The sequence below is a fragment of the Flagellimonas sp. CMM7 genome (genome assembly GCF_021390195.1).
Classification (GTDB): Bacteria; Bacteroidota; Bacteroidia; order Flavobacteriales; family Flavobacteriaceae; genus Flagellimonas.
The window spans coordinates 2,248,322-2,268,804 of the sequence record NZ_CP090003.1 but is presented as its reverse complement, the minus strand read 5'-3'; the positions used below and the strand labels follow the sequence as shown (position 1 = coordinate 2,268,804).

At 37.1% G+C, this 20,483-nt stretch carries 17 protein-coding genes; 6 read left to right on the top strand and 11 right to left on the bottom strand.

Translation table 11 applies throughout. The annotated features are described in order from the left end of the window. Window positions 1-51: 51 nt before the first annotated feature. Window positions 52-1,221, bottom strand: coding sequence for a beta-ketoacyl synthase N-terminal-like domain-containing protein (locus tag LV704_RS10325; protein WP_163420388.1), 1,170 nt, complete (start codon window positions 1,219-1,221; stop codon window positions 52-54). Between the two features lie 10 nt (window positions 1,222-1,231). After that, window positions 1,232-2,527: an adenosylmethionine--8-amino-7-oxononanoate transaminase gene (bioA, locus tag LV704_RS10320; protein WP_233782019.1), complete on the bottom strand. Its 1,296-nt coding sequence runs from the start codon at window positions 2,525-2,527 to the stop codon at window positions 1,232-1,234. 53 nt (window positions 2,528-2,580) lie between these two features. Here bioA and LV704_RS10315 point away from each other — a divergent pair, with 53 nt between their 5' ends. After that, a complete protein-coding gene (locus tag LV704_RS10315) occupies window positions 2,581-4,065 on the top strand; it encodes a glycosyltransferase family 39 protein (RefSeq protein ID WP_163420390.1) in 1,485 nt (494 codons plus the stop codon). Here the strand turns inward: LV704_RS10315 and bioD are convergent. Genes bioD through LV704_RS10300 form a run of 3 tightly spaced genes read right to left on the bottom strand, consistent with a single transcriptional unit; the run spans window position 4,057 to window position 6,214 of the window. After that, window positions 4,057-4,671, bottom strand: a complete 615-nt coding sequence (gene bioD, locus LV704_RS10310; RefSeq protein ID WP_163420392.1) for a dethiobiotin synthase — start codon at window positions 4,669-4,671, stop codon at window positions 4,057-4,059. The genes LV704_RS10315 and bioD overlap by 9 nt on opposite strands. Further along, a complete protein-coding gene (locus tag LV704_RS10305; RefSeq protein WP_163420394.1) occupies window positions 4,668-5,054 on the bottom strand; it encodes a DUF2007 domain-containing protein in 387 nt (128 codons plus the stop codon). Before LV704_RS10305 ends, bioD begins: the two co-directional genes overlap by 4 nt. After that, a complete protein-coding gene (locus tag LV704_RS10300) occupies window positions 5,054-6,214 on the bottom strand; it encodes a pyridoxal phosphate-dependent aminotransferase family protein (RefSeq protein WP_163420397.1) in 1,161 nt (386 codons plus the stop codon). Before LV704_RS10300 ends, LV704_RS10305 begins: the two co-directional genes overlap by 1 nt. A 64-nt stretch (window positions 6,215-6,278) precedes the next feature. On the opposite strand from LV704_RS10300, the gene LV704_RS10295 reads away from it, so the two are divergent. Both LV704_RS10295 and LV704_RS10290 read left to right on the top strand, forming a co-directional pair. Next, entirely contained in the window at window positions 6,279-8,075 is a 1,797-nt protein-coding gene (locus LV704_RS10295) for a M61 family metallopeptidase (protein WP_163420399.1), read from the top strand. After that, complete coding sequence (locus LV704_RS10290; protein WP_163420401.1) at window positions 8,076-8,606, top strand: GNAT family N-acetyltransferase; 531 nt, start codon at window positions 8,076-8,078, stop codon at window positions 8,604-8,606. Window positions 8,607-8,655: 49 nt separating this feature from the next. Here LV704_RS10290 and LV704_RS10285 read toward each other — a convergent pair whose 3' ends face one another. The 6 genes from LV704_RS10285 to LV704_RS10260 all read right to left on the bottom strand — a co-directional run bounded on the left by LV704_RS10285 (window position 8,656) and on the right by LV704_RS10260 (window position 18,183). Beyond that, the gene (locus LV704_RS10285) at window positions 8,656-8,934 is read right to left on the bottom strand and encodes a F0F1 ATP synthase subunit epsilon (RefSeq protein ID WP_163420403.1); all 279 of its coding nucleotides are present in this window, start codon (window positions 8,932-8,934) and stop codon (window positions 8,656-8,658) included. 3 nt (window positions 8,935-8,937) lie between these two features. Further along, window positions 8,938-10,446: a F0F1 ATP synthase subunit beta gene (gene atpD, locus LV704_RS10280; protein ID WP_163420404.1), complete on the bottom strand. Its 1,509-nt coding sequence runs from the start codon at window positions 10,444-10,446 to the stop codon at window positions 8,938-8,940. A 163-nt stretch (window positions 10,447-10,609) separates the two neighbouring features. Next, window positions 10,610-13,372: a TonB-dependent receptor gene (locus LV704_RS10275; protein WP_163420406.1), complete on the bottom strand. Its 2,763-nt coding sequence runs from the start codon at window positions 13,370-13,372 to the stop codon at window positions 10,610-10,612. A gap of 209 nt (window positions 13,373-13,581) precedes the next feature. Continuing rightward, window positions 13,582-15,429, bottom strand: coding sequence for a glutamine--fructose-6-phosphate transaminase (isomerizing) (gene glmS, locus LV704_RS10270; protein WP_163420408.1), 1,848 nt, complete (start codon window positions 15,427-15,429; stop codon window positions 13,582-13,584). A gap of 106 nt (window positions 15,430-15,535) precedes the next feature. Then, window positions 15,536-17,368, bottom strand: a complete 1,833-nt coding sequence (locus LV704_RS10265) for a DUF4270 family protein (protein ID WP_163420410.1) — start codon at window positions 17,366-17,368, stop codon at window positions 15,536-15,538. A gap of 5 nt (window positions 17,369-17,373) precedes the next feature. After that, window positions 17,374-18,183, bottom strand: a complete 810-nt coding sequence (locus LV704_RS10260; RefSeq protein ID WP_163420412.1) for a glycogen/starch synthase — start codon at window positions 18,181-18,183, stop codon at window positions 17,374-17,376. A gap of 102 nt (window positions 18,184-18,285) precedes the next feature. On the opposite strand from LV704_RS10260, the gene panC reads away from it, so the two are divergent. Genes panC through LV704_RS10245 form a run of 3 tightly spaced genes read left to right on the top strand, consistent with a single transcriptional unit; the run spans window position 18,286 to window position 20,466 of the window. After that, window positions 18,286-19,134, top strand: coding sequence for a pantoate--beta-alanine ligase (gene panC, locus LV704_RS10255; protein ID WP_163420414.1), 849 nt, complete (start codon window positions 18,286-18,288; stop codon window positions 19,132-19,134). A 13-nt stretch (window positions 19,135-19,147) separates the two neighbouring features. Beyond that, entirely contained in the window at window positions 19,148-19,498 is a 351-nt protein-coding gene (gene panD / locus LV704_RS10250; protein WP_163420416.1) for an aspartate 1-decarboxylase, read from the top strand. A 2-nt stretch (window positions 19,499-19,500) separates the two neighbouring features. Continuing rightward, complete coding sequence (locus LV704_RS10245; RefSeq protein WP_163420418.1) at window positions 19,501-20,466, top strand: lysylphosphatidylglycerol synthase transmembrane domain-containing protein; 966 nt, start codon at window positions 19,501-19,503, stop codon at window positions 20,464-20,466. The last annotated feature ends 17 nt before the right edge of the window (window positions 20,467-20,483 follow it).

Here is a 20,483-nt window from a genome sequence, read left to right as displayed (position 1 = left end):
CATATTATAAGAATAAAGAACAAGGAAGTTTGAATTAACTAAATGAGAGGGTTATAAAGAATTTGTCTTTTTTAAAAGAATACTCACAGCATTTCCACCAAAACCCACGGCGTTTATTATTATTCTTTGTATTGTATTGGGTATGGTATTGTAGGCTATCTTAGGGACTTTTATGACTTGTTGGTACTGTAACATTAAAATTGCCATTTCGACACTTAACATCCCCGAAGCACCAAAAGTATGACCTACTTTCCATTTATTGGTAGTTAAAAAAGGGGTTTTGTTACAAAAAACTTTTTCTATTGCTTTAAATTCAGATAAATCACCTTTAACTGTTCCTGGTGCATGCATCACTATGGCATCTACCTCATCTGGATGTAAATCTCCCAAAGCCATCTTCATAGATTGTTGAAAACATAGCGCATCGGCGGAAATAGAAACGTTATGCTCCAAAGGTTCTGTTGCAAACCCTATTCCTTCTATCAAAGCAAGTGTACTGTTTTTTTTGCCTTTTTCTAAACACGCCATTGCTGCGGCTTCTCCCAAAACCATCGTATTTTGCTTTTTTTCTAAATCAAAAGCTCTGCACGGAAACTCTCCCGTATCTTCGGAGTATATCTTTAAAGCTTGCATTTGAGCAATGGTAAAGGGTGTTAATGGAGCTTCACTACCTCCTATTAAAAACTTGTCCGCCATACCACTTTGAATCCAAGCAACACCATTTAAAAGGGCATGTAAAGCAGTTGAACATGTGATGGAGTGTGAAATGTCCGGGCCTTTGGATTTTAAATCATGGGCAACCCAGGATGATATGTTACCTAAAGTTGTAGTTGGTGAAGATAGCGTAGAAGATTTTCCCTCTCTTAAAAATTCCTCATGATACTTTTCAAAAAGTGAAGTGGCTCCGCGAGATGAACCAATATTGATTCCAAAATCGGTATGCTCATCCCAACCTGCATCAGAAACTACATGCCTAGCGGAATACATTGCAAAAAGAACCGAATCGTCCAACTCTCTGTACTTGGAATCTGATTCCCTTAGATTTTCAATGTCTAATCTTATTTTGTTTGAGACTGTTGATCCCCAAACATTTTGTTCGCCAATGGTTATTTGGGACAAATAATGATTATCGTCTAAATAGGAATTCCATATTTCTTCTGAAGAATTTCCAAGTGAAGAAATTGAGGATATCGCTGTTATCGAAATTGGTTCTTTCAACATTTTAATCCAATTATACCATTTCTATAGCAGACTTGATGTTATCGTAAATACAATCCATCTGTTTTTTTGTAGTAATAAAAGGGGCTAGAATATAAATGGTGTTTCCCAACGGACGCAGAAAAACACCGTTATCCATAAAATGTTTGAAAAGCCTATCCCTCAAATTGCCGTATCGTTCCATTTTCACATTCAAATCCAAGGCATAAATCACACCCAATTGACGTGTTGACGAAATTTTTGGATGATTTTTAATCCCATCATCAAACTCTTTGTGCCATTGGATGATGTTTTGAATATTATCCTGAATCTCATCTGTCTTAAGCAATTCCAAGGCAGCTAGTGCTGCTGCACAAGCTAACGGATTTGCTGTATAGGTATGGCCATGAAACAGTCCTTTAGCAAGCTCATCACTATAAAATGCATTGTAAACATTTTCGGTGCAGGTAGTAAGCCCCATAGGCACTAATCCTGCCGTTAGTGCTTTAGAAAGGCAAATGATGTCTGGCTTGGCCTCCATGTAATCAGAAGCAAAATACTTGCCTGTTTTTCCAAATCCTGTCATTACTTCATCTGCAATAGTAAGCACATGGTGTTCTTTCAACAGGCTCAATATTCGGTCAAGCCCTTCTGCATTATGCATTTTCATTGCTGCTGCCCCCTGAACCAGTGGCTCATAGATAAATCCGGCTATATTATTTTGCTTCAATTGGATTTGCAGATGATTTAGAATGGTCTCAATATTTTCTTCAGTAGGCACGGGAATACGCTCTACCTCAATAAAGAAATCTGCAAAAGGACCGTTATAAACTGATAGCCCAGAAACAGACATTGCTCCAAAAGTATCACCATGAAACCCTTCTTCAAACGCCAGCAACACATTACGTTTTTCTCCTTTGTTAAAATGGTATTGCAGTGCCATTTTAATCCCTATTTCAGTAGCTGTGGAACCATTGTCAGAAAAAAAGAGTTTTTCTTGATTGTCTGGAAGAACTTTAATCAATTCTTCAGATAGTTTTACCGCAGGTTCATGGGTGAAACCACTAAATACAACCTGATCTAATTGTTGCATTTGTGCTCCAACTTTTTCTAAAATATAAGGATGGCAATGTCCGTACATAGCTGTATACCAAGAAGAAATGCCATCTATATATTCTTTCCCATTGTCATCATAAAGAACCGCCCCTTTTGCCCTTGAAATCGCCAACATCTCCGAATGAATTTTGTGCTGGGTCAATGGATGCCAAAGGTGTTTTTTATCTCTATCCGATAATTTTTCCAATAATTCTGGATTAATCAAATGTTTCAATTTATCTATCTTGCAAAGATGGTAATTAAAACACAAAAAACTTAATCTCTAAAGTGCTTAAAAACGCTACCTTATTTAACCTTACCAACTACAAAGACCTGAACTGGAAAACTGTTTTTGTCGTTCTTTTTTTAATCGCCTTCTTCATTCGGTTTCCGTTCTTTTTTAGGGACTATATTGATCGTGATGAAAGTACATTTATTATAATGGCACAATCATGGATCAATGGCCATTTGCCATATACACAGCTTTGGGACCTTAAGCCCCCTATTACATTTTTATTTTTTGCTACGGTTATTTCAGTTTTTGGAAAGAGTTTTATCGCTATCCGCCTTGCTGGAGTTTTCCTAGTTGCCATAACCGCGCTGTTTACGTACGGAATTGGAACCAAAATCACTTCTAAAAAGGTGAGTTTCTGGTGTGCTATATTTTGTGTCCTTTTTCAAAGCATGTTTGGAAGTTTACAAGGGGTAATGTCTGAACATATCTGCACTATGTTTTTTGCTGCAGGAGTGTATTTGTTGTTTGCCAAACAGAATCAAGGTTGGTATTTTATAACGGGGATTCTTTTTGGACTTTCTGTAATGTCTAAACTGAATATGGCTTATCCCTTACTTGCTTTAGGAATCTATTTTCTTTGGAAAGCAGTTCATGAAAAACAATTTTGGTATAGTTTTCAAAGGCTTTTTGTGATGGGCATTGGGTTTGTATGTCTCATTATATCAACTGCAATTCCCTACTATTTACAAAATGAGATTACCACCTGGTGGCAATCCATTTTTGAAGCCCCACTAGCCTATTCCGGTTCAAAACAACACTCTGTGGTTAAAACGCTTCCTGTTGTTTTTGTTATTCTAGGCCTATTATATGCCGGATTTGCCTCAAAAGTAATTGACTTTAAATCTAAACAATTACAGTTGTTAACAGTCATTACTATTGGTATTTTGCTCTCGTTCATGCAAGCGGGAAAGGTAAACGGGCATTATCTAATACAGTTGTACCCATTTATTCTTGTTCCAGCTGGTATGGCCATAAGCAAGCTCCCTTCAATAAAGAAAAAGTATACCGTGATTGTTATTTTTCTGCTAGTGTTTCTTCCAGTTGAAGCATATCTGGAATATGGAAATATTGTTTCAAACAAAATGAAAAAGGGCACTTTTTTTAATGGCGAAGGAATTGATGTTCCTAGATATATTGTTGACAACGAAATAGAAACCAAAAATATTTTTTTTACAGAATATCACATTGGATATTGGGTTTTGGACGAAACACCACCTACAAAAGCGGCCACTCACCCCAGTAGTATAACCCGGGATGAGCTTTTCCCATTTATGAAAAATCCTCGGCAAACAGGAATAGAAGAATTGCGTTATATTTTAGAAGTGGTTCAACCTAAAACTGTCATAACCCGAAAAGGGAAAAAGATTTTTGACAAAAAATTAGAAGAGTTTAACTCTTATATAGATGGTTATCTAGAAAAAAACTATGCCTTGGTTAAAACTATAGACAGAGGACTCATCTACCAAAGGTTAGAATGACTCTAGAGCGGATCTAAATTGTTCCGCATATTTTTTAACCACTTCCTTGTTAAAAACTTTCTCCTCCTTAATTCGCCCAAGAAATGTAACCCCGGTTTTCTTTAAAATGATACTTTCTGTGGTCGGGTGTTCATCTCCGCTGAAAATAACACCAACGTTTAGATTTTTTTCTTGAAGTTTTTCTATGGTCAAAAGTGAATGGTTTATGCTCCCTAAATAATGTCTGGACACTACTATGACTTTGTAATCCAACTTAATCAAATCAAAGATGGTTTCGGAATCGTTTAAAGGCACCAACAATCCACCAGCCCCTTCAATTACCAGACGGTTTTCCGTGTTCGGTTCTTTGATTTTGTCAACCTCAATAGTGACTCTATCTATTTCCGCGGCAGCATGAGGGCTCATTGGAGTATGTAAAGCATAACTGTTCATATGGATTTTTGTCTTACTGTTTGAAATTAACTCTTCAATCTTATGACTATCCGAATATTTTAAATCCCCAGCTTGCACTGGTTTCCAATAATCTGCTTGAAGTGCTTCTACTACTATTGCTGATGCAATGGTTTTACCAACATCCGTTGATATACCTGTTATAAAAAATCTCATTGTTGCGGTTTGGTAATAAAATTACATTGAGCGCACTTGTATTTTTTAGGCTCAAAAAAGGGGAAGAGTTTGTAAAAGATACTGTTTCTAGAGTAGTATGTCTCAGACTTTGTTGCTTTACAATTGGGGCAAATAATAAGATTACCTTGATTATCCGTCGCGTAGTTTCGCACCTCATCATAAATCTCCTTTGCTCTTTCTTTATCTATAGCATAAACTCGTAATTTCACCCCACCTATAGCACTACTAATTAAAGGGTCTGAGTTAATGGTATTCTCATCTTTTAAAAAAACAGCAATACCCTCTGCTTCAAGCCTTCCTTTAATAATTTGAACATCTGCAGGGAATTCAAAAGAAGCAAGTGTGTAAAATTCTTCCGCCATTATTTTATAAGATTTCTTGTTATTGACAAAACTCGCGATATTTCTTCTTTTGTATTGTATGAATGCAAACAAAATCGCAATCGCTCTTGTCCAGCTTTTACAGTAGGTGACAGAATTGGTTTTACATCAAAGCCTTCAGATTGTAAATTTTTTGATACTTGTTTTACTCTTTCGTTTCTAGGAATTATTAAAGAATGTATTGCCGAATTACTCTCAATAAAGCCCCCATTCAAATTTAAAAATTGAATCTGTTCTTTAAAATACTTGATGTTTTCTTTTAACTCCAACCTATCTGCACTACTAGATGTTTCCAAATACTGATATGCAGACAAAACTGAAGCTACTGTATGTGGTGAAAGAGCGGTGGTATAAATTAAGCTTCGAGCAAAATTGACCAAGTAAGTCTTTAAATCATGGCTCCCTAAAACAACTGCTCCATGACTCCCCAATGCTTTACCAAAAGTGATGATTCTGGCAAAAACTTTTTCCTCCAATCCCAGTTGACAGACCAGATCTTTTCCATCACCAAAGATTCCTGTTGCATGCGCTTCATCAATAACCAAATAGCAACCATTTTTAGCACAAAAGTCTGCCAATGCTTTAATATCAGGTGAATCTCCATCCATGGAAAAAACAGATTCCGTAACAATGTAAATTTCGCTGTCTTTACTTCTCGACTGCGCTCGAAGTGACAGTGAAATTTTCTCACCTAAGTTCTTTAAATCATTATGTTTGAATTTATAGCTCTTTGCATTGCTCATTTTAATCCCATCCCTAATACTGGCATGCACCAACTCATCATATAAAATGATGTCTCCACGTTGAGGAACTGAGGAAAAGAATCCGATGTTGGCATCATATCCTGAGTTGAACACAAGGGCCGTCTTAGAATTATGATACAATGCCAAAAAATCTTCAAGCTCCTTGTATAAAATATGATTACCTGTTAGCAATCTAGACCCTGTGGCACCGTTTTCATTAAGATTTCGCTCTTTAAGAATTGCCGTGGTCGCTTCATTTATCATTTTTTTTCCTGCTAAGCCCAAATAATCATTCGAAGAAAAATCAATTAAGTCACCACCCTTTTTTAGGCTTCGCATGGAGCCATTTGTCAATCTTTCAGATAGTTTTAATTGTAGCTTATGGGGCAGTCTCTCCATAACACAAATTTAGTATTTACTATTTTTAAATAGTACTTTTAGTCTCTTACAAACCTTTTATTGAATGAAACCCTTTTTTTCTTTTTTTGCAATATTTTCTGTTTTGGTCATGGAAGCCCAAACCAACACTTACGAAATTTCATTTGAGAATGCTGTACACCATGAAGCAGCAATTAGTGTTTCTTTCCCCGATTTAGACATGGACACACTTTTTGTTCGAATGAGCAGAACATCTCCTGGACGATATGCCTTGCATGAATTTGCTAAGAATGTATATGGATTTAAAGCAATGGATAGTAAAGGAAATAACCTAAGTGTTCATCGACCTAACCCATATGAATGGGAAATAACTGGACATGATGGTTCTGTAAAAATTGAATACACACTGTTCGCCAACAGAGGTGATGGCACCTATTCGCAAGTTGACGAGACTCATGCTCACTTAAATATACCTGCAACTTTTATGTATGCTCCCCAACTTAGCAAACGTAAAATAGAGGTTACTTTTAACGTTAGAGATGACCTTAACTGGAAAGTAGCTACTCAGTTGCCATTAGTATCTGGGACTACCTACATGGCGCCAAACCTGTATTATTTTATGGATAGCCCAACGGAAATCAGTGATTTCATTTTAAAAACCTTTGAGTTGGATGGACAAACAATTCAGCTTGCTCTGCACCATAATGGAACAGAAACCGAAGCCGATGCTTATTTTGAAAAAGTGAGGAAAGTAGTTTTAGCTGAAAAAAAAGTGTATGGTGAACTTCCAAACTTTGATTATGGAACTTATACTTTTTTGGCTTGCTATGTTCCCAATGCTTCAGGGGATGGCATGGAACATAGAAATTCTACAGTTTTAACCAGTACCCGTAGTTTGGCAAACGGCGGGATGGAACGTAATATTGGAACGGTGTCCCATGAGTTTTTTCACGCATGGAATGTTGAAAGAATACGACCTAAAACTTTGGAACCTTTTAGTTTTGAGGCTGCAAACATGAGTGGTGAACTTTGGTTCGCGGAAGGTTTTACAAGCTATTATACCAATCTAATCTTATGCAGAGCCGGACTAATATCTCCAAAAGAGTATGTAGAAGGTATTACGGGCAACTTCAATTATGTATGGAATTCTCCGGCAAGACAATTTTTCAATCCTATAGAGATGAGTTTTCAGGCTCCCTTTGTAGATGCTGCTACCTCCGTTGACCCTGTGAATAGAGAAAATACATTCATCTCTTATTATTCCTATGGTAGTGTTTTAGGACTAGCATTGGATTTATCTTTAAGACAAAACAACCTGAACCTTGATGATTATATGAAAATGGTCTGGCAACAATACGGAAAAAAGGAAATTCCGTACACCATAGACAATCTTCATGCGGTATTGACTCAATATGCAGGTAAAACTTTAGGGGATACCTTTTTTAATGACTACATCCATAAAAGCAATATGCCAAATTATAACGCGCTTTTTCAATCCGTGGGTGTAACGCTTCAACAAAGTAAGGACAAACCCTATTTTGGTTTTTCGGTCTCCATAAATGAGGATGGCAAAGGGGCACGCATCAGAAGAAACCCAAAAATTGGAAGTCCTGCTTATAATTCAAAACTGAGTAAAGGAGATGTTATTTTAAGCATCAACAATATTCCTTTTACTGAAGGACAGGAGTTTGCCGATTACCTTAAACAATTCAATAAAGGTGATTCTTTAGAGGTTAACTTTTCTCGATTTGGAAATACAAAAACCACTACGTTAATTCCAGAGTCACATCCTAGTTATTCAATCCGTTTAATGGAAGATGCAGAGCAAGTACCTACTGCGGAAATGTTACAGCGGCGAAAAGAGTGGCTCAAAAGTGAATAGATGATTACCTATAAACAGGCCTCAACAATTAACCAGCTTGAGCAAATTCTTGCACTTCAACAACAGAATCTCCCAAAAAATTTATCTGCCAAAGAAAAGGAGCAAGAAGGATTTTTAACTGTAGAACATTCGTTGGGTTCTCTAAAAGAAATGAATGATGAATGCCCTCATATTATTGCTTTGGAACACGGAAAGGTTGTTGGGTATGCGTTATGTATGCATCCTAAGTTTGCCAGTCTCATTGAAGTTTTAAAACCCATGTTTCACGAAATCAATAGGCTGACGCAAAACAATTGCAATTATATGGTTATGGGTCAAATTTGTGTTTCAAAAGAATATAGGGGCAAAGGTGTATTCAGAGGGTTGTACAGCACTATGAAAGAAAAACTTCCAAAAGGTTTTGATACCATAATAACCGAAGTTGATGCTAAGAACAAACGTTCTTTACATGCACATAGCGCTGTTGGATTTATAGAACTAAAAAGATACAGTTCTAAAGGAAAAGAGTGGTCTCTTACTCTCTTGACATAAAAAAGCCGCTCGTTTGAGCGGCTTTTTATTCTTTATACTTCTGTATCGCTTAATCCGCCAAAACAATCACTTTGTTGTCTTTCATTTCGATTGTTCCACTTACAATGGAAAGAATGGTCTCACCATTAGAGCCTTTAGAAAATTTATTTTGAAAATCTTCATCAATGGCAATGTCTCCCTGAACCTTAACATCTCCTTCTTGAAGTAAGGAAACAATAGGTGCGTGATTCTGCAACATTTGAAATTCGCCATTTATACCAGGTACAGTAACCGAGGTTACTTCACCTGCAAATAACGTAGCTTCTGGTGATACAATTTCTAAATACATATCTTACGCTTCAGCTAACATTTTTTCTCCAGCTTCTATAGCATCTTGGATACTTCCTTTTAGGTTAAAGGCAGATTCTGGCAAGTGGTCCAATTCACCATCCATAATCATATTAAATCCTTTGATGGTATCCTTAATGTCTACCAATACCCCAGGGATACCAGTAAATTGCTCCGCAACATGGAACGGTTGAGACAAGAAACGTTGTACCCTTCTTGCTCTACCTACCGCCAGTTTATCTTCTTCTGACAGTTCCTCCATACCAAGAATGGCAATAATATCTTGAAGCTCTTTATATCGTTGCAACAACTCTTTTACGCGTTGTGCACATTCGTAATGCTCTTTTCCTAAAATTTCAGCGGTCAAAATTCTTGAAGTAGAATCCAAAGGATCCACCGCAGGATAAATACCTAGCTCAGCAATTTTACGAGAAAGTACCGTAGTTGCATCTAAGTGGGCAAAGGTTGTAGCAGGAGCTGGATCCGTTAAATCATCCGCAGGTACATAAACCGCTTGTACAGATGTAATCGAACCTCTTTTTGTTGATGTAATTCTTTCTTGCATGGCACCCATCTCTGTAGCCAAAGTTGGTTGGTATCCTACCGCAGAAGGCATCCTTCCAAGAAGGGCAGATACTTCTGAACCTGCTTGCGTAAAACGGAAGATATTATCCACGAAGAAAAGCACATCTTTTCCTTGACCATCTCCAGCGCCATCACGGAAAAATTCAGCAATTGTAAGTCCTGACAAAGCAACACGAGCACGCGCTCCAGGAGGCTCATTCATCTGTCCAAAAACGAAAGTCGCTTTAGACTCTTTCATTGCCTTTTTATCAACTTTGGATAAATCCCATCCACCTTCTTCCATAGAGTGCAAGAAATCATCTCCGTATTTGATAATACCTGATTCCAACATCTCACGAAGTAAATCGTTTCCTTCTCTTGTTCTTTCTCCAACACCAGCGAACACAGATAAACCACCGTGTCCTTTTGCAATATTGTTAATCAATTCCTGAATCAATACCGTTTTACCAACACCGGCACCACCAAATAATCCAATTTTACCACCTTTTGCATAAGGCTCAATTAAATCGATTACCTTGATTCCAGTAAAAAGTACTTCAGTAGAGGTAGATAAGTCTTCAAACTTTGGAGCTTCTCTGTGAATTGGAAGTCCGCTGTCTCCAGTTTTTGGCAAGTTTTCCAAACCATCAATAGCGTCTCCAATTACATTGAATAGACGTCCGTAAACATCCTCTCCAATAGGCATTTGAATTGCACTTCCGGTAGCATGGGCCTCAACTCCTCTGCTTAAACCATCCGTTGAATCCATAGAAATGGTACGAACCGTATTTTCACCAACATGTGATTGAACTTCTAGTACCAACTTGGAACCATCAGCTTTATTGATCTCAAGAGAATCATAAATCTTTGGGATTTCTGTTCCCGACTCAAACTCAACATCAATGACCGGGCCTATAATTTGGGCAACCTTACCTGTAACTTTAGACATTACTGTGTTTATTTTTAATTGAATATGAAGGAAAAAACTGCTTTTTTTCCGGCTGCAAAGATATACTTTTCCATTTTTAATGTGAAACTTCTAAACCCTTTTTTTAGCAACAAAAAAGGCACTGATTTTCTCAGTGCCTTTGAATGTATTTTAAAGTTGTATCCTATGGGTTAATTGTCCAAGATACGTAGTAGATAGATCCTATGTTACCTGTACCAACAGCTTGAAAATATTCATCCCCTAAAAGGTTTGAACCTCCAGCTTTAAAAATTGATTTTATGCTTGGAACTGAATAATTGATTTGAGCATCTAGCACAGTATATGCTGGAACATCCCCATCAGCAAAGGTAGCCTCCCAAAAGAAACTATCGCTCCATCTGTAATTTACATTAAAACCAAAGTTTTCAAAAAGTGCTGTATTCCCAAAAGAAGCTTTCACTTTGTGTTTTGGAGTATTGAAATTGGTTTCAAAGTCTGGGAATCGTGCTTTATCAAAATCAAATTCTGCATAGGTGTAGTTAACGCCTAAATCAAAATTACCCATCACCTTGGTATCTACTCCAATAGTACCTCCCCAAGAATCAATATCAACTTCTGCATTGGTATAAGTTTGATATGCTTGTCTATCTCCATTTTGCAAAGCAAGCAATGAAAGTCCACCATCTCCTGCAGTTCCATAAAAAGGAACCAATACGGTTACATTTGAGATAAAATCTTTGTACCTATTATAGTATCCACTTAAATCTACTGTGAATTTTCCTATTTGCCCTCTGTACCCTGCTTCAAAAGCTGTAATCTCTTCTGGTTTAATCACGGAAGTATTTGCAACTTCAGGCGCTCCTGCCAGAACTGAATTTAGTGAGTATGCATTTTCATAGGCAGCTCGTCCCACGATATCCACAGTTGATTGTCCAATCAAATCTTGACCACTTTGAGTTACATTAAATGTTCTGACATCTCTATCCAAATTTGAAGGAGCCGAACCAACTAAAATAGCCGAGCCAGCATTTAAACCAATAAACAAATCTTGTGTTGTAGGGTTTCTAAATCCTTGTTGGGCGGAAATTCTAATGTTATGATTTCTCTTCTCCCCGGCAGTATAGGATAAACCAAGCCTTGGTGACAGAAAGCCATCAAAGAATTCGTTCTTGTCATAACGAGCAGAGCCTGTGAACTTAATTCGATCATCCATGAACTTCTTTTGCACCTGAACATAGGCACCATATTCATTATATTTTATAGGACCATCAAAGTCAGTAAATATTGTTCCCCCAGAGTTTAATTCATACTCACGGAAAGAACCTCCTATTTGAATATCTGCCCAGTCATCTATAAGATGCGCTATATTATAATTACCATTTACATGACGGAATTTAGTATTGTCTATAAATTTTGCTCCTGTCGACAAATCTCCATCACTAATAACAGAGTTTAACGCATTTTGAAATGCAGGTGTGCCAGGAACAAGTCTTCCTGTATCTGCAGCTTGTCTTGCTACCGCATGTGCTGCAGTCGAAGCATCTTCCCTTGAAAGCCCTCCTTGTTGTATTCCTCCAAGAAAAGCAGGTATATAAGCCCCGGCATATTCAGTGAACCATTGCGTATCCGATTTCCATCTTCTGTTTACATTAATTGCCGCAAAACGGGTATCATATGAATCTCCGGAGTTCTCCGTAGTAATATATCCTCTTAAGAAGAAATTCTTGTTTCTAAATTCAATTTTGTGTTGTTGCAGGATAAAGTTTTTTACCGAGTACCTATTAGCGCCTTGATAGATAGTGTTTCCTCTACCCACTCTTCCGTTGTAGATAATCTCAAAATCATCTGCAAAAGGTCTATAGAAAACAGAAAAGTCAGATTTAACACTTTGCGCATCATAATCCACCAATTGATTTTCTGCATAACCTGTTCTTGAAACATCTGCCGTACCAACAGTTCCTGTTGGGAATCCAGCAGCAGCATCAAAATTTAAAAGTGTAGTTACTTCATCACCATAAATATTAAGCCCATTGTAATTAGGGTCTGTTCTATCCGCTCCAAGGTTTGATAAATCCGTTGTGTTCACCGCATGCCAATCCTCACCCTTTAAAAAAGATAAATTTGCTTTGACTGCTACCTTATCACTAAATGCATGGGCCACTCTAATACCAAAATCATAATAGTTATTATCCCCTGCTGCATCTTGCGATGTTAAACCTGTTTTTCCATAGGCACTAATCCCTTGAAAATCAAAAGGACTCTTACTGGTCATAAAAAGAATCCCGTTGAATGCACCAGCACCATATAATGCAGAAGAAGCTCCTGGAAGAATCTCAACACTCTGTACTTCCAATTCTGACATACCAACCAAGTTTCCTAAAACAAAGTTTAGACCTGGAGCGGAGTTGTCCATCCCATCTACAAGCTGCAAAAATCTATTGTTGGAGAATGCGGCAAAACCTCTTGTGTTTATAGATTGGAAGGTTAAACTGTTTGTGTTGATATCTACACCTTTTAAATTTTGTAAACCACCATAAAAAGATTCAGCGGTTGTATTTTTAATTTCCTTCAATCCAAATCTCTCAACTGAAACCGGAGATTCAAAAATTCTTTCCGGAGTTCTGGAAGCCGAGATTACAATTTCGTCTAAAAGTGTAGACGCCTCACTTAATGTTACAGAAAGTGTCTGATTATTAGAAGTGACTTGCATTATTAAATCAGAAAATCCTATACTCGTAAAACGAAGTGCAAATGGGGGTTGCTCTGAGGTGTTAAAGGTGAAATTTCCATCGAAATCTGTAGTAGTTCCTTCAGCTTTTCCAACCAAAACCACATTGGCTCCAGGAATAGGTTCATTATTTTCATCGACCACTGTTCCCTGTACTGTTGTCTGCGCATAAGAGATAACACCAAACAGCATGAGGGAAATGATTACTAGTCTTCTCATTAGCTTTGAATTAGAGTTAATTTAGTTATTAAGTATCTGTTAAGTATTGGAGGGGGAAGATACATTTTTTTTCATTTGATTTCTACAAAAGTGAAAAAAATTATGCATGCATAATACTTTTTTGCTAAAAAAAACATGTTTTGACTACGTTTTTAACAAAAAAAAGCACTGATATCAGTGCCTTTATTACATTTTTATGATTTATAAAGTTACTCTACGGTAACTGATTTGGCCAAGTTTCTTGGTTGATCTACATTACAACCTCTCATAACCGCAATGTGGTATGACAATAACTGTAATGGTATGGTTGTAAGCAGTGGCGTAAGACTTTCTGAAGTCTCTGGCACCTCAACTACATGATCTGCCAATTCTTTAACAGACTTGTCTCCTTCTGTAACTATGGCTATAATCTTTCCGCTCCTCGATTTAATTTCTTGAATATTGCTTACCACTTTTTCGTAATGTCCTTTTTTAGTAGCAATTACAATTACGGGCATTTGTTCATCTATCAATGCAATTGGGCCATGCTTCATTTCTGCTGCGGGATACCCTTCTGCATGAATGTAACTAATTTCCTTAAGTTTTAGTGCTCCTTCCAAAGCCACTGGGAAATTATACCCTCTACCTAGATAAAGACAATTATTGGAGTCCTTATATATCTCTGCAATCTGTTCCACAATTTCATTAGACTGCAATGTCCTTTCTACCTTAGCGGGGATACTTTCCAGCTCTGTTAAAAATTCATGGTATTTGGACTCAGAAAAGATTCCTTTTTCATTTGCCAGTTTTAATGCAATTAGTGTAAGAACGGTGATTTGCGTGGTAAAAGCTTTTGTTGATGCCACACCAATTTCTGGGCCTGCGTGGGTATATGCTCCAGCATGTGTTTCCCTTGCTATGGATGAACCCACTACGTTACAAACTCCAAAAACAAAGGCTCCTTTTTCTTTTGCCAATTTTATAGCCGCCAAAGTATCTGCGGTCTCCCCTGATTGGGATATAGCAATTAAAATGTCGTTTTCCGTTATAACTGGGTTTCTGTAACGAAACTCAGAGGCGTATTCAACTTCAACTGGAATTCTTGCTAAATCTTCAAAAATATATTCTGCAACTAATCCGGCATGCCATGAAGTACCACAAGCAACGATTATGATTCTATTTGCATTCAGGAATTTTTCTAGGTTTTGGTCAATCCCGGCCATTTTAACAATGCCCTGATCTGCCAAAAGCCTTCCTCTGTACGTATCTAAAATTGCTCTTGGTTGTTCATAAATCTCCTTGAGCATAAAATGATCATAGCCCCCCTTTTCAATTTCCTCAAGATTCATTTGAAGCTCCATGATATTAGGGTAAGCAATTGCATCATCTTTAATTTTTCGCAATTTAATTTCTTTCCCAATACGGATTATGGCCATCTCTTCATCCTCTAAATACACAGCATTATTAGTGAATTCTATGAATGGAGAAGCATCTGAAGCTATAAAATATTCATTCTCACCAATTCCAATAGCCAATGGACTACCTAATTTGGCGACTACAATTTCATCTGGCTTATTTCTATCAAAAACCGCAATGGCATAGGCACCAACAACTTGATTAAGTGCTATCTGAACTGCTTTTCCAAGCTTAACCCCTTCTTTCTTCTTGATTTCTTCTATTAGGTTTACCAAAACCTCAGTATCCGTATCAGATTCAAAAGAATACCCACGCCCTATAAGTGCCTTTTTTATCGACTCATAATTCTCTATGATTCCATTGTGAATGATAACCAAGTCACCAGAGCTTGAATAATGAGGGTGAGAATTAATATCATTGGGGACACCGTGGGTTGCCCATCTAGTATGTCCCAGACCCAACTTCCCGTTTGTAGAAATAGTAGCCTCTGATTTTTTTCTAAGGTCATCTACTTTCCCTTTTGTTTTAGAAAGATGTGTATCCTCACCATCATATAAAACAATCCCTGCACTATCGTAACCACGATATTCCAGTCGTTGTAAGCCTTTCATTATAATGGGATAAGCATCCCTATGACCTATATAACCTACAATTCCACACATAAAAAAATCTTAAAAAATTAAGTTTAAAAGCACAAAGTTAAAATCTATGGGGGAAAGTTAGCAATTCTATATGCTGTACGACCAAAAAACTCTGTAAAAGGTATTTCTAATTGGCCTCAGTATAAAGAATTTCGAGTTTCAATCTTTTATCCATATTCGAGTCCTCTACTTGGCCCCCAAAAAGAACTGTTCCTAAAGGATTTACAGTAGACATAATTGGCATATTTATAGGGTCTCCTTCCGCATCCATTGCTTCAGTAACATTTGCTATTGAAATATTAGAAGTTACTGTTAAAGCCAATTTGGCATTAGTGGAATCTCTTATGATGATATTGTTGATATGATCCGTTATTCTTAACGTATATTTTATTCCTCTGTCATTCTCCTTTTCAAGTATGCCATCATAATTTAAAAAAGAACGTAAAGATTCATTAACAAAATCATCCGTTTCCCTGTTTTCAGTTATGGCATTATAAATAGGTTGACTTGTCTCGGCATTATACAGATACAATCTTATAGGCTCATCAGAACTTGTAGCTGGAAATGCACTATCATCTACATAAAAAACTAAATTAGCCTCATTGATAATCCAATTGTTGGCCTTTATCTCATCTATAAAGTTTTGCCCTCGAACTTGACTATCCTCGTCTTCTCCAAAAAGCCTTATTTCGCTAATAGTCCCTGGCCCACCTTTTACATATACTCTTGAAGCATTTTCACCATTGTCCAAAGCATTGGATATTTCTCCTGGAAAAATTTCATCAGTTAATGTATTAACGGCATTGCCTATAAGGCCCCCGTTAGCATTTACAAGAAGGTTTAGAACAAAATCTCGCTCTACTGTTTCTATCTCCTCCTCTGTGGTATTGTAATCCTGAAAATTATAGGTGATAGTGATGTTGGCCTGAGTCAAATCAAGCAAAAACATCAATTCTTCCATATCTGTTCCTGAGATATTAATTCCTCTGAAATAGTCATTAAAATTTGCTTGACTCAACAATTCTGATTGTCCCTCTTTATCTAAAATCTCCTGAAAAAATGCAGTGTTCAAAGACACTCGAATCCCTGGATTAAGTCTAGTCTCCACTTGAAGAGATTCATCTATATCTTCCGTTTCTGGATCATCTTCAGCAAAAAATAACATTTCTTCATTATCAACCGTAACCGCACCATCAAAAAATTCTTCACCAACAAAGCCAGAAAAATCCTGATTTGAAAAATATTCCTGAGCTTCTTCAAAGTTTGAATTTGGATCTAAATCCCTAAGAAAAAAAGTTGATCTAAACACTTTTAGGTTAAATGATGCCTCAGTATTTCCATAAATACTATCAATATCAAATCTTTTTGGAAAAGTATTGGCAACAAAATCATCGCCAGTACCATCTTCAGAAGCGTCCAAAGGATTAGATCCAATAATACGCTCATCGTTATCTGTTACGCCATCTCCATCCGTATCTGAGCTTGGGTCAGTAGAATCTGCATCAAAATCATCATCAACTCCATCTCCATCAGCATCCCTGAATGCCGATGCCGCCTGTTGAAATGGTAAAAACAAGTATACTTCTGTAACTGTTTCATTTTCTGGAATTGTGCTATCAATATTGTCTGTATCAGCACCATCTTCAGTAGCCTGAGAAGAATCTCCGAATGTAGGGTTTACAGCAGATAAAGTAACCTGAGACACAATACTTGCATTTCTTTTTCCATAAATAGGGTCATTATATGTCCCCAGTTGATATAAGGGTAAACGATTGGTCTGTACAGCTGTTATCCCTTTATTAAAAGCAAAAACGTCAAATACCTCTTTACCCGTTGTAAATGGTTCTCCCGCTACTACACCTTCTCCAATAGTCCCCAATTGTTCTTCTTCACAGGAAGTTACTATTACGAACAAGGCCCCAACCAAAGCTGAAACTTTAATAATCCTAGAAAATTTCATGCAATTTATTTTAAAACTTCTGCTTTATAGAAATTTGTGTACGCATCCTCCGCTTCTTGAAGCGAAACGTAGGGCAGTACAGGTTTGGAAAGATTTGCAATGTGATTTTTTAGGTCATCCGAAATCTCTTCAGAGGCTAAAATAATCGCATCAGAATAATCTACTGCTACTTTTAACAAATTATTATAGTCAGGCGCGGAAAGCGAAGAAATATTCTCCTTCGGAATGCCATCAAAAGCAATTTTGTTCATCATCTCATTATCCAATTCGCCTTCATAACCTTTACCGTAAACAGAGGTCACAATCTTGCTGTCCGCAAACAAAGGTTCATCTGCATAATATTTCCTAAGGTATAGTGGAAGCAAAGACGCCATCCATCCATGAACATGAATGATATCTGGTGACCAATTTAGTTTTTTGACTGTCTCAACAACTCCTTTTGCAAAGAAAATTGCACGCTCATCGTTGTCTGAAAACAAATTTCCCTCAGCATCTTCAAAAGTTGCTTTTCTTTTAAAATATTCCTCGTTATCAATAAAATAGACCTGGATTCGTTCTTTAGGAATAGATGCCACCTTAATTATTAAGGGCATATCCATATCATTGATAACCAAATTCATTCCTGACAAACGAATTACTTCATGTAATTGATGTCTTCTTTCATTAATATTGCCATATCTTGGCATAAAAATTCGTATCTGCCCTCCATTACTGTTCACCATTCTTGGCGCTTCGTAAGACATTAAGGAAACTGGATTCTCTGGGAGGTAAGGCACTAATTCAGAAGATACAAACAATATCTTTTTACCATTCATAAACACTTTCTTTTTCTTATCTGAAAAACGTAGCTGCAAAAATACAAAAATTATGCCGATTAGCAGTATTTATAGTATTTTTGCACGTTTTTAAACCGCTACATGCACATATTTGACCAAAAAAAGGAACTTGACTCCTTCTTGCAAAAAGAAAGAAACAAAAACCATACTGTTGGTTTGGTACCCACCATGGGAGCGTTGCATCAAGGCCATCTTTCCTTGGTAAAAACTGCACTTACGGAAAATGATCTAGTAGTTGTAAGCATTTTTGTGAATCCAACACAATTTGATAAAAAAGATGATTTGGAGAAATATCCAAAAAATCTAGAGCAAGATTTTAATCTCTTAAAGAGTGTTTCAAAGCACATTATTGTTTTTACTCCCTCTACTGATGAAATTTATGGCAACAGTATAAAGTCAAAACCCTACCAATTTGATGGATTGGACAAGGTAATGGAAGGTGAATTTAGAGAAGGGCATTTTGATGGTGTTGGTACCATCGTAGAGCTGTTTCTTAAAACCGTTTCCCCAACTAAAGCCTACTTTGGAGAAAAAGATTTTCAACAATTACAAATCATAAGAAAAATGGTGGAATCGAAGAATCTACCATACCAAATTATTGGTTGCCCCATAGAACGAGAGCCCAATGGATTGGCCATGAGTTCCCGTAATGAACGTTTATCAAAAAAAGTAAGACAAGAAGCAAGTTTTATCTACAATACCCTACTAACTGCCAAGACAAAATTTGGCACGGAAAGTGCTTATAATATTAGGGAGTGGGTTAAATCCCAGTTTGAGCAAAATACCTTTATGAAACTAGAGTATTTTGAAATTGCAGATGAGGATACACTTACTCCAATGCTTAAAAAGCAGATAGATAGAAAATATAGGGCGTTTATAGCCGTTTACGCAAATGACGTTCGCTTAATAGACAATCTAAGATTGAATTAATTAATTTTGCGCCATGCAAGTACAAGTTGTAAAATCTAAAATTCACAGGGTAAAAGTTACCGGAGCAGACCTTAACTATATAGGCAGCATAACCATTGACGAAGATGTAATGGATGCCGCAAATATCATTAGAGGAGAAAAAGTTCAAATTGTGAACAACAACAACGGTGAGCGATTAGAGACCTATGCCATTCCCGGCCCTAGGGGATCTGGTGAACTTACCTTAAATGGAGCCGCCGCCCGCAAAGTTGCCGTGGGCGATGTATTAATACTTATAACCTATGCATGGATGGATATCGAGGAAGCAAAAGCCTTTAATCCTGCATTGGTTTTCCCTAATGAAGAGACCAACCTTTTGAACTAATTTTGAACAGTTCTCTCAAAAAGATTCTTAAAATAGCAATTCCCATCCTTATTGGAGCGGGACTTGTTTTTTACTCCTTCTCTTCAACTTCACCAGAGGACCGGGAGAAGATTCTTGAATCCATCCAAAACGCAGACTTGACTTGGGTCTTTTTATCCATATTTATTGGCATACTAAGTCATGTCTCTAGAGCCATTCGGTGGAATTTCCTTTTAGCTCCGTTAGGTCACAAGTCAAAGCTTATTAATAACGTTCTTATCATCTTAATAAGCTATTTTGCCAATACATTGGTTCTTAGGTCTGGTGAATTTTTAAGGGCAACTGCATTGAATACATACGAAAGTGTACCTTTTGAAAAAGGTTTTGGCACTATAGTTACCGAAAGGATTATTGATGTGATAATGCTTTTGTTGGTTATAACAGCGGCGCTTCTCTTCCAAACAGATGTTATCTTAGGGATTCTTCAGGAAAATGGAATAGGGCTTGTAGGCTCACTACTGCTGTTATTAGTGGGGATACTTGGACTTTATATTGCCATACGCCTTATTAAAAAATCCACCTCAAAATTTGCCATTAAAATCAAAACATTCCTAAATGGACTTTTAGATGGCGTGCTTAGTATTTTTAAAATGAAGAATAAAGCAGCCTTTATTTTTCACACCTTCTTTATTTGGGCCTGTTATATTGGTATGTTTTGGGTCATCAAGTTTACCGTACCAGAAACTACTGAACTCCCATTGGGAGCATTTCTTGTAGCATTTGTAGCGGGTGCTTTTGCCATGGCAGCCACAAACGGCGGATTGGGGCTTTTCCCAATAGTTGTCACTGCAGCACTATCCGTTTATGGAGTAAGTAAAACCTCTGGAGATGCTTATGGTTGGATCATGTGGACGGCCCAAACACTTATGGTGGTTGTTTTTGGCACAATATCCTTTATCGTCTTACCGTTATTGAATAGAAATCGGTAAACCCCTACCACATTAAA

What these genes read in the sequence shown, in the direction of transcription:
- LV704_RS10325 (WP_163420388.1), bottom strand. Translation starts at nt 1,221, where the DNA reads ATGTTGAAAGAACCAATTTCGATAACAGCGATATCCTCAATTTCTTCA.
- bioD (WP_163420392.1), bottom strand. Translation starts at nt 4,671, where the DNA reads ATGAGATTTTTTATAACAGGTATATCAACGGATGTTGGTAAAACCATT.
- LV704_RS10305 (WP_163420394.1), bottom strand. Translation starts at nt 5,054, where the DNA reads ATGGCGGAAGAATTTTACACACTTGCTTCTTTTGAATTCCCTGCAGAT.
- LV704_RS10300 (WP_163420397.1), bottom strand. Translation starts at nt 6,214, where the DNA reads ATGGAGAGACTGCCCCATAAGCTACAATTAAAACTATCTGAAAGATTG.
- LV704_RS10295 (WP_163420399.1), top strand. Translation starts at nt 6,279, where the DNA reads ATGAAACCCTTTTTTTCTTTTTTTGCAATATTTTCTGTTTTGGTCATG.
- LV704_RS10290 (WP_163420401.1), top strand. Translation starts at nt 8,076, where the DNA reads ATGATTACCTATAAACAGGCCTCAACAATTAACCAGCTTGAGCAAATT.
- LV704_RS10285 (WP_163420403.1), bottom strand. Translation starts at nt 8,934, where the DNA reads ATGTATTTAGAAATTGTATCACCAGAAGCTACGTTATTTGCAGGTGAA.
- atpD (WP_163420404.1), bottom strand. Translation starts at nt 10,446, where the DNA reads ATGTCTAAAGTTACAGGTAAGGTTGCCCAAATTATAGGCCCGGTCATT.
- LV704_RS10275 (WP_163420406.1), bottom strand. Translation starts at nt 13,372, where the DNA reads ATGAGAAGACTAGTAATCATTTCCCTCATGCTGTTTGGTGTTATCTCT.
- glmS (WP_163420408.1), bottom strand. Translation starts at nt 15,429, where the DNA reads ATGTGTGGAATTGTAGGTTATATAGGTCATAGGGATGCTTATCCCATT.
- LV704_RS10265 (WP_163420410.1), bottom strand. Translation starts at nt 17,368, where the DNA reads ATGAAATTTTCTAGGATTATTAAAGTTTCAGCTTTGGTTGGGGCCTTG.
- LV704_RS10260 (WP_163420412.1), bottom strand. Translation starts at nt 18,183, where the DNA reads ATGAATGGTAAAAAGATATTGTTTGTATCTTCTGAATTAGTGCCTTAC.
- panC (WP_163420414.1), top strand. Translation starts at nt 18,286, where the DNA reads ATGCACATATTTGACCAAAAAAAGGAACTTGACTCCTTCTTGCAAAAA.
- panD (WP_163420416.1), top strand. Translation starts at nt 19,148, where the DNA reads ATGCAAGTACAAGTTGTAAAATCTAAAATTCACAGGGTAAAAGTTACC.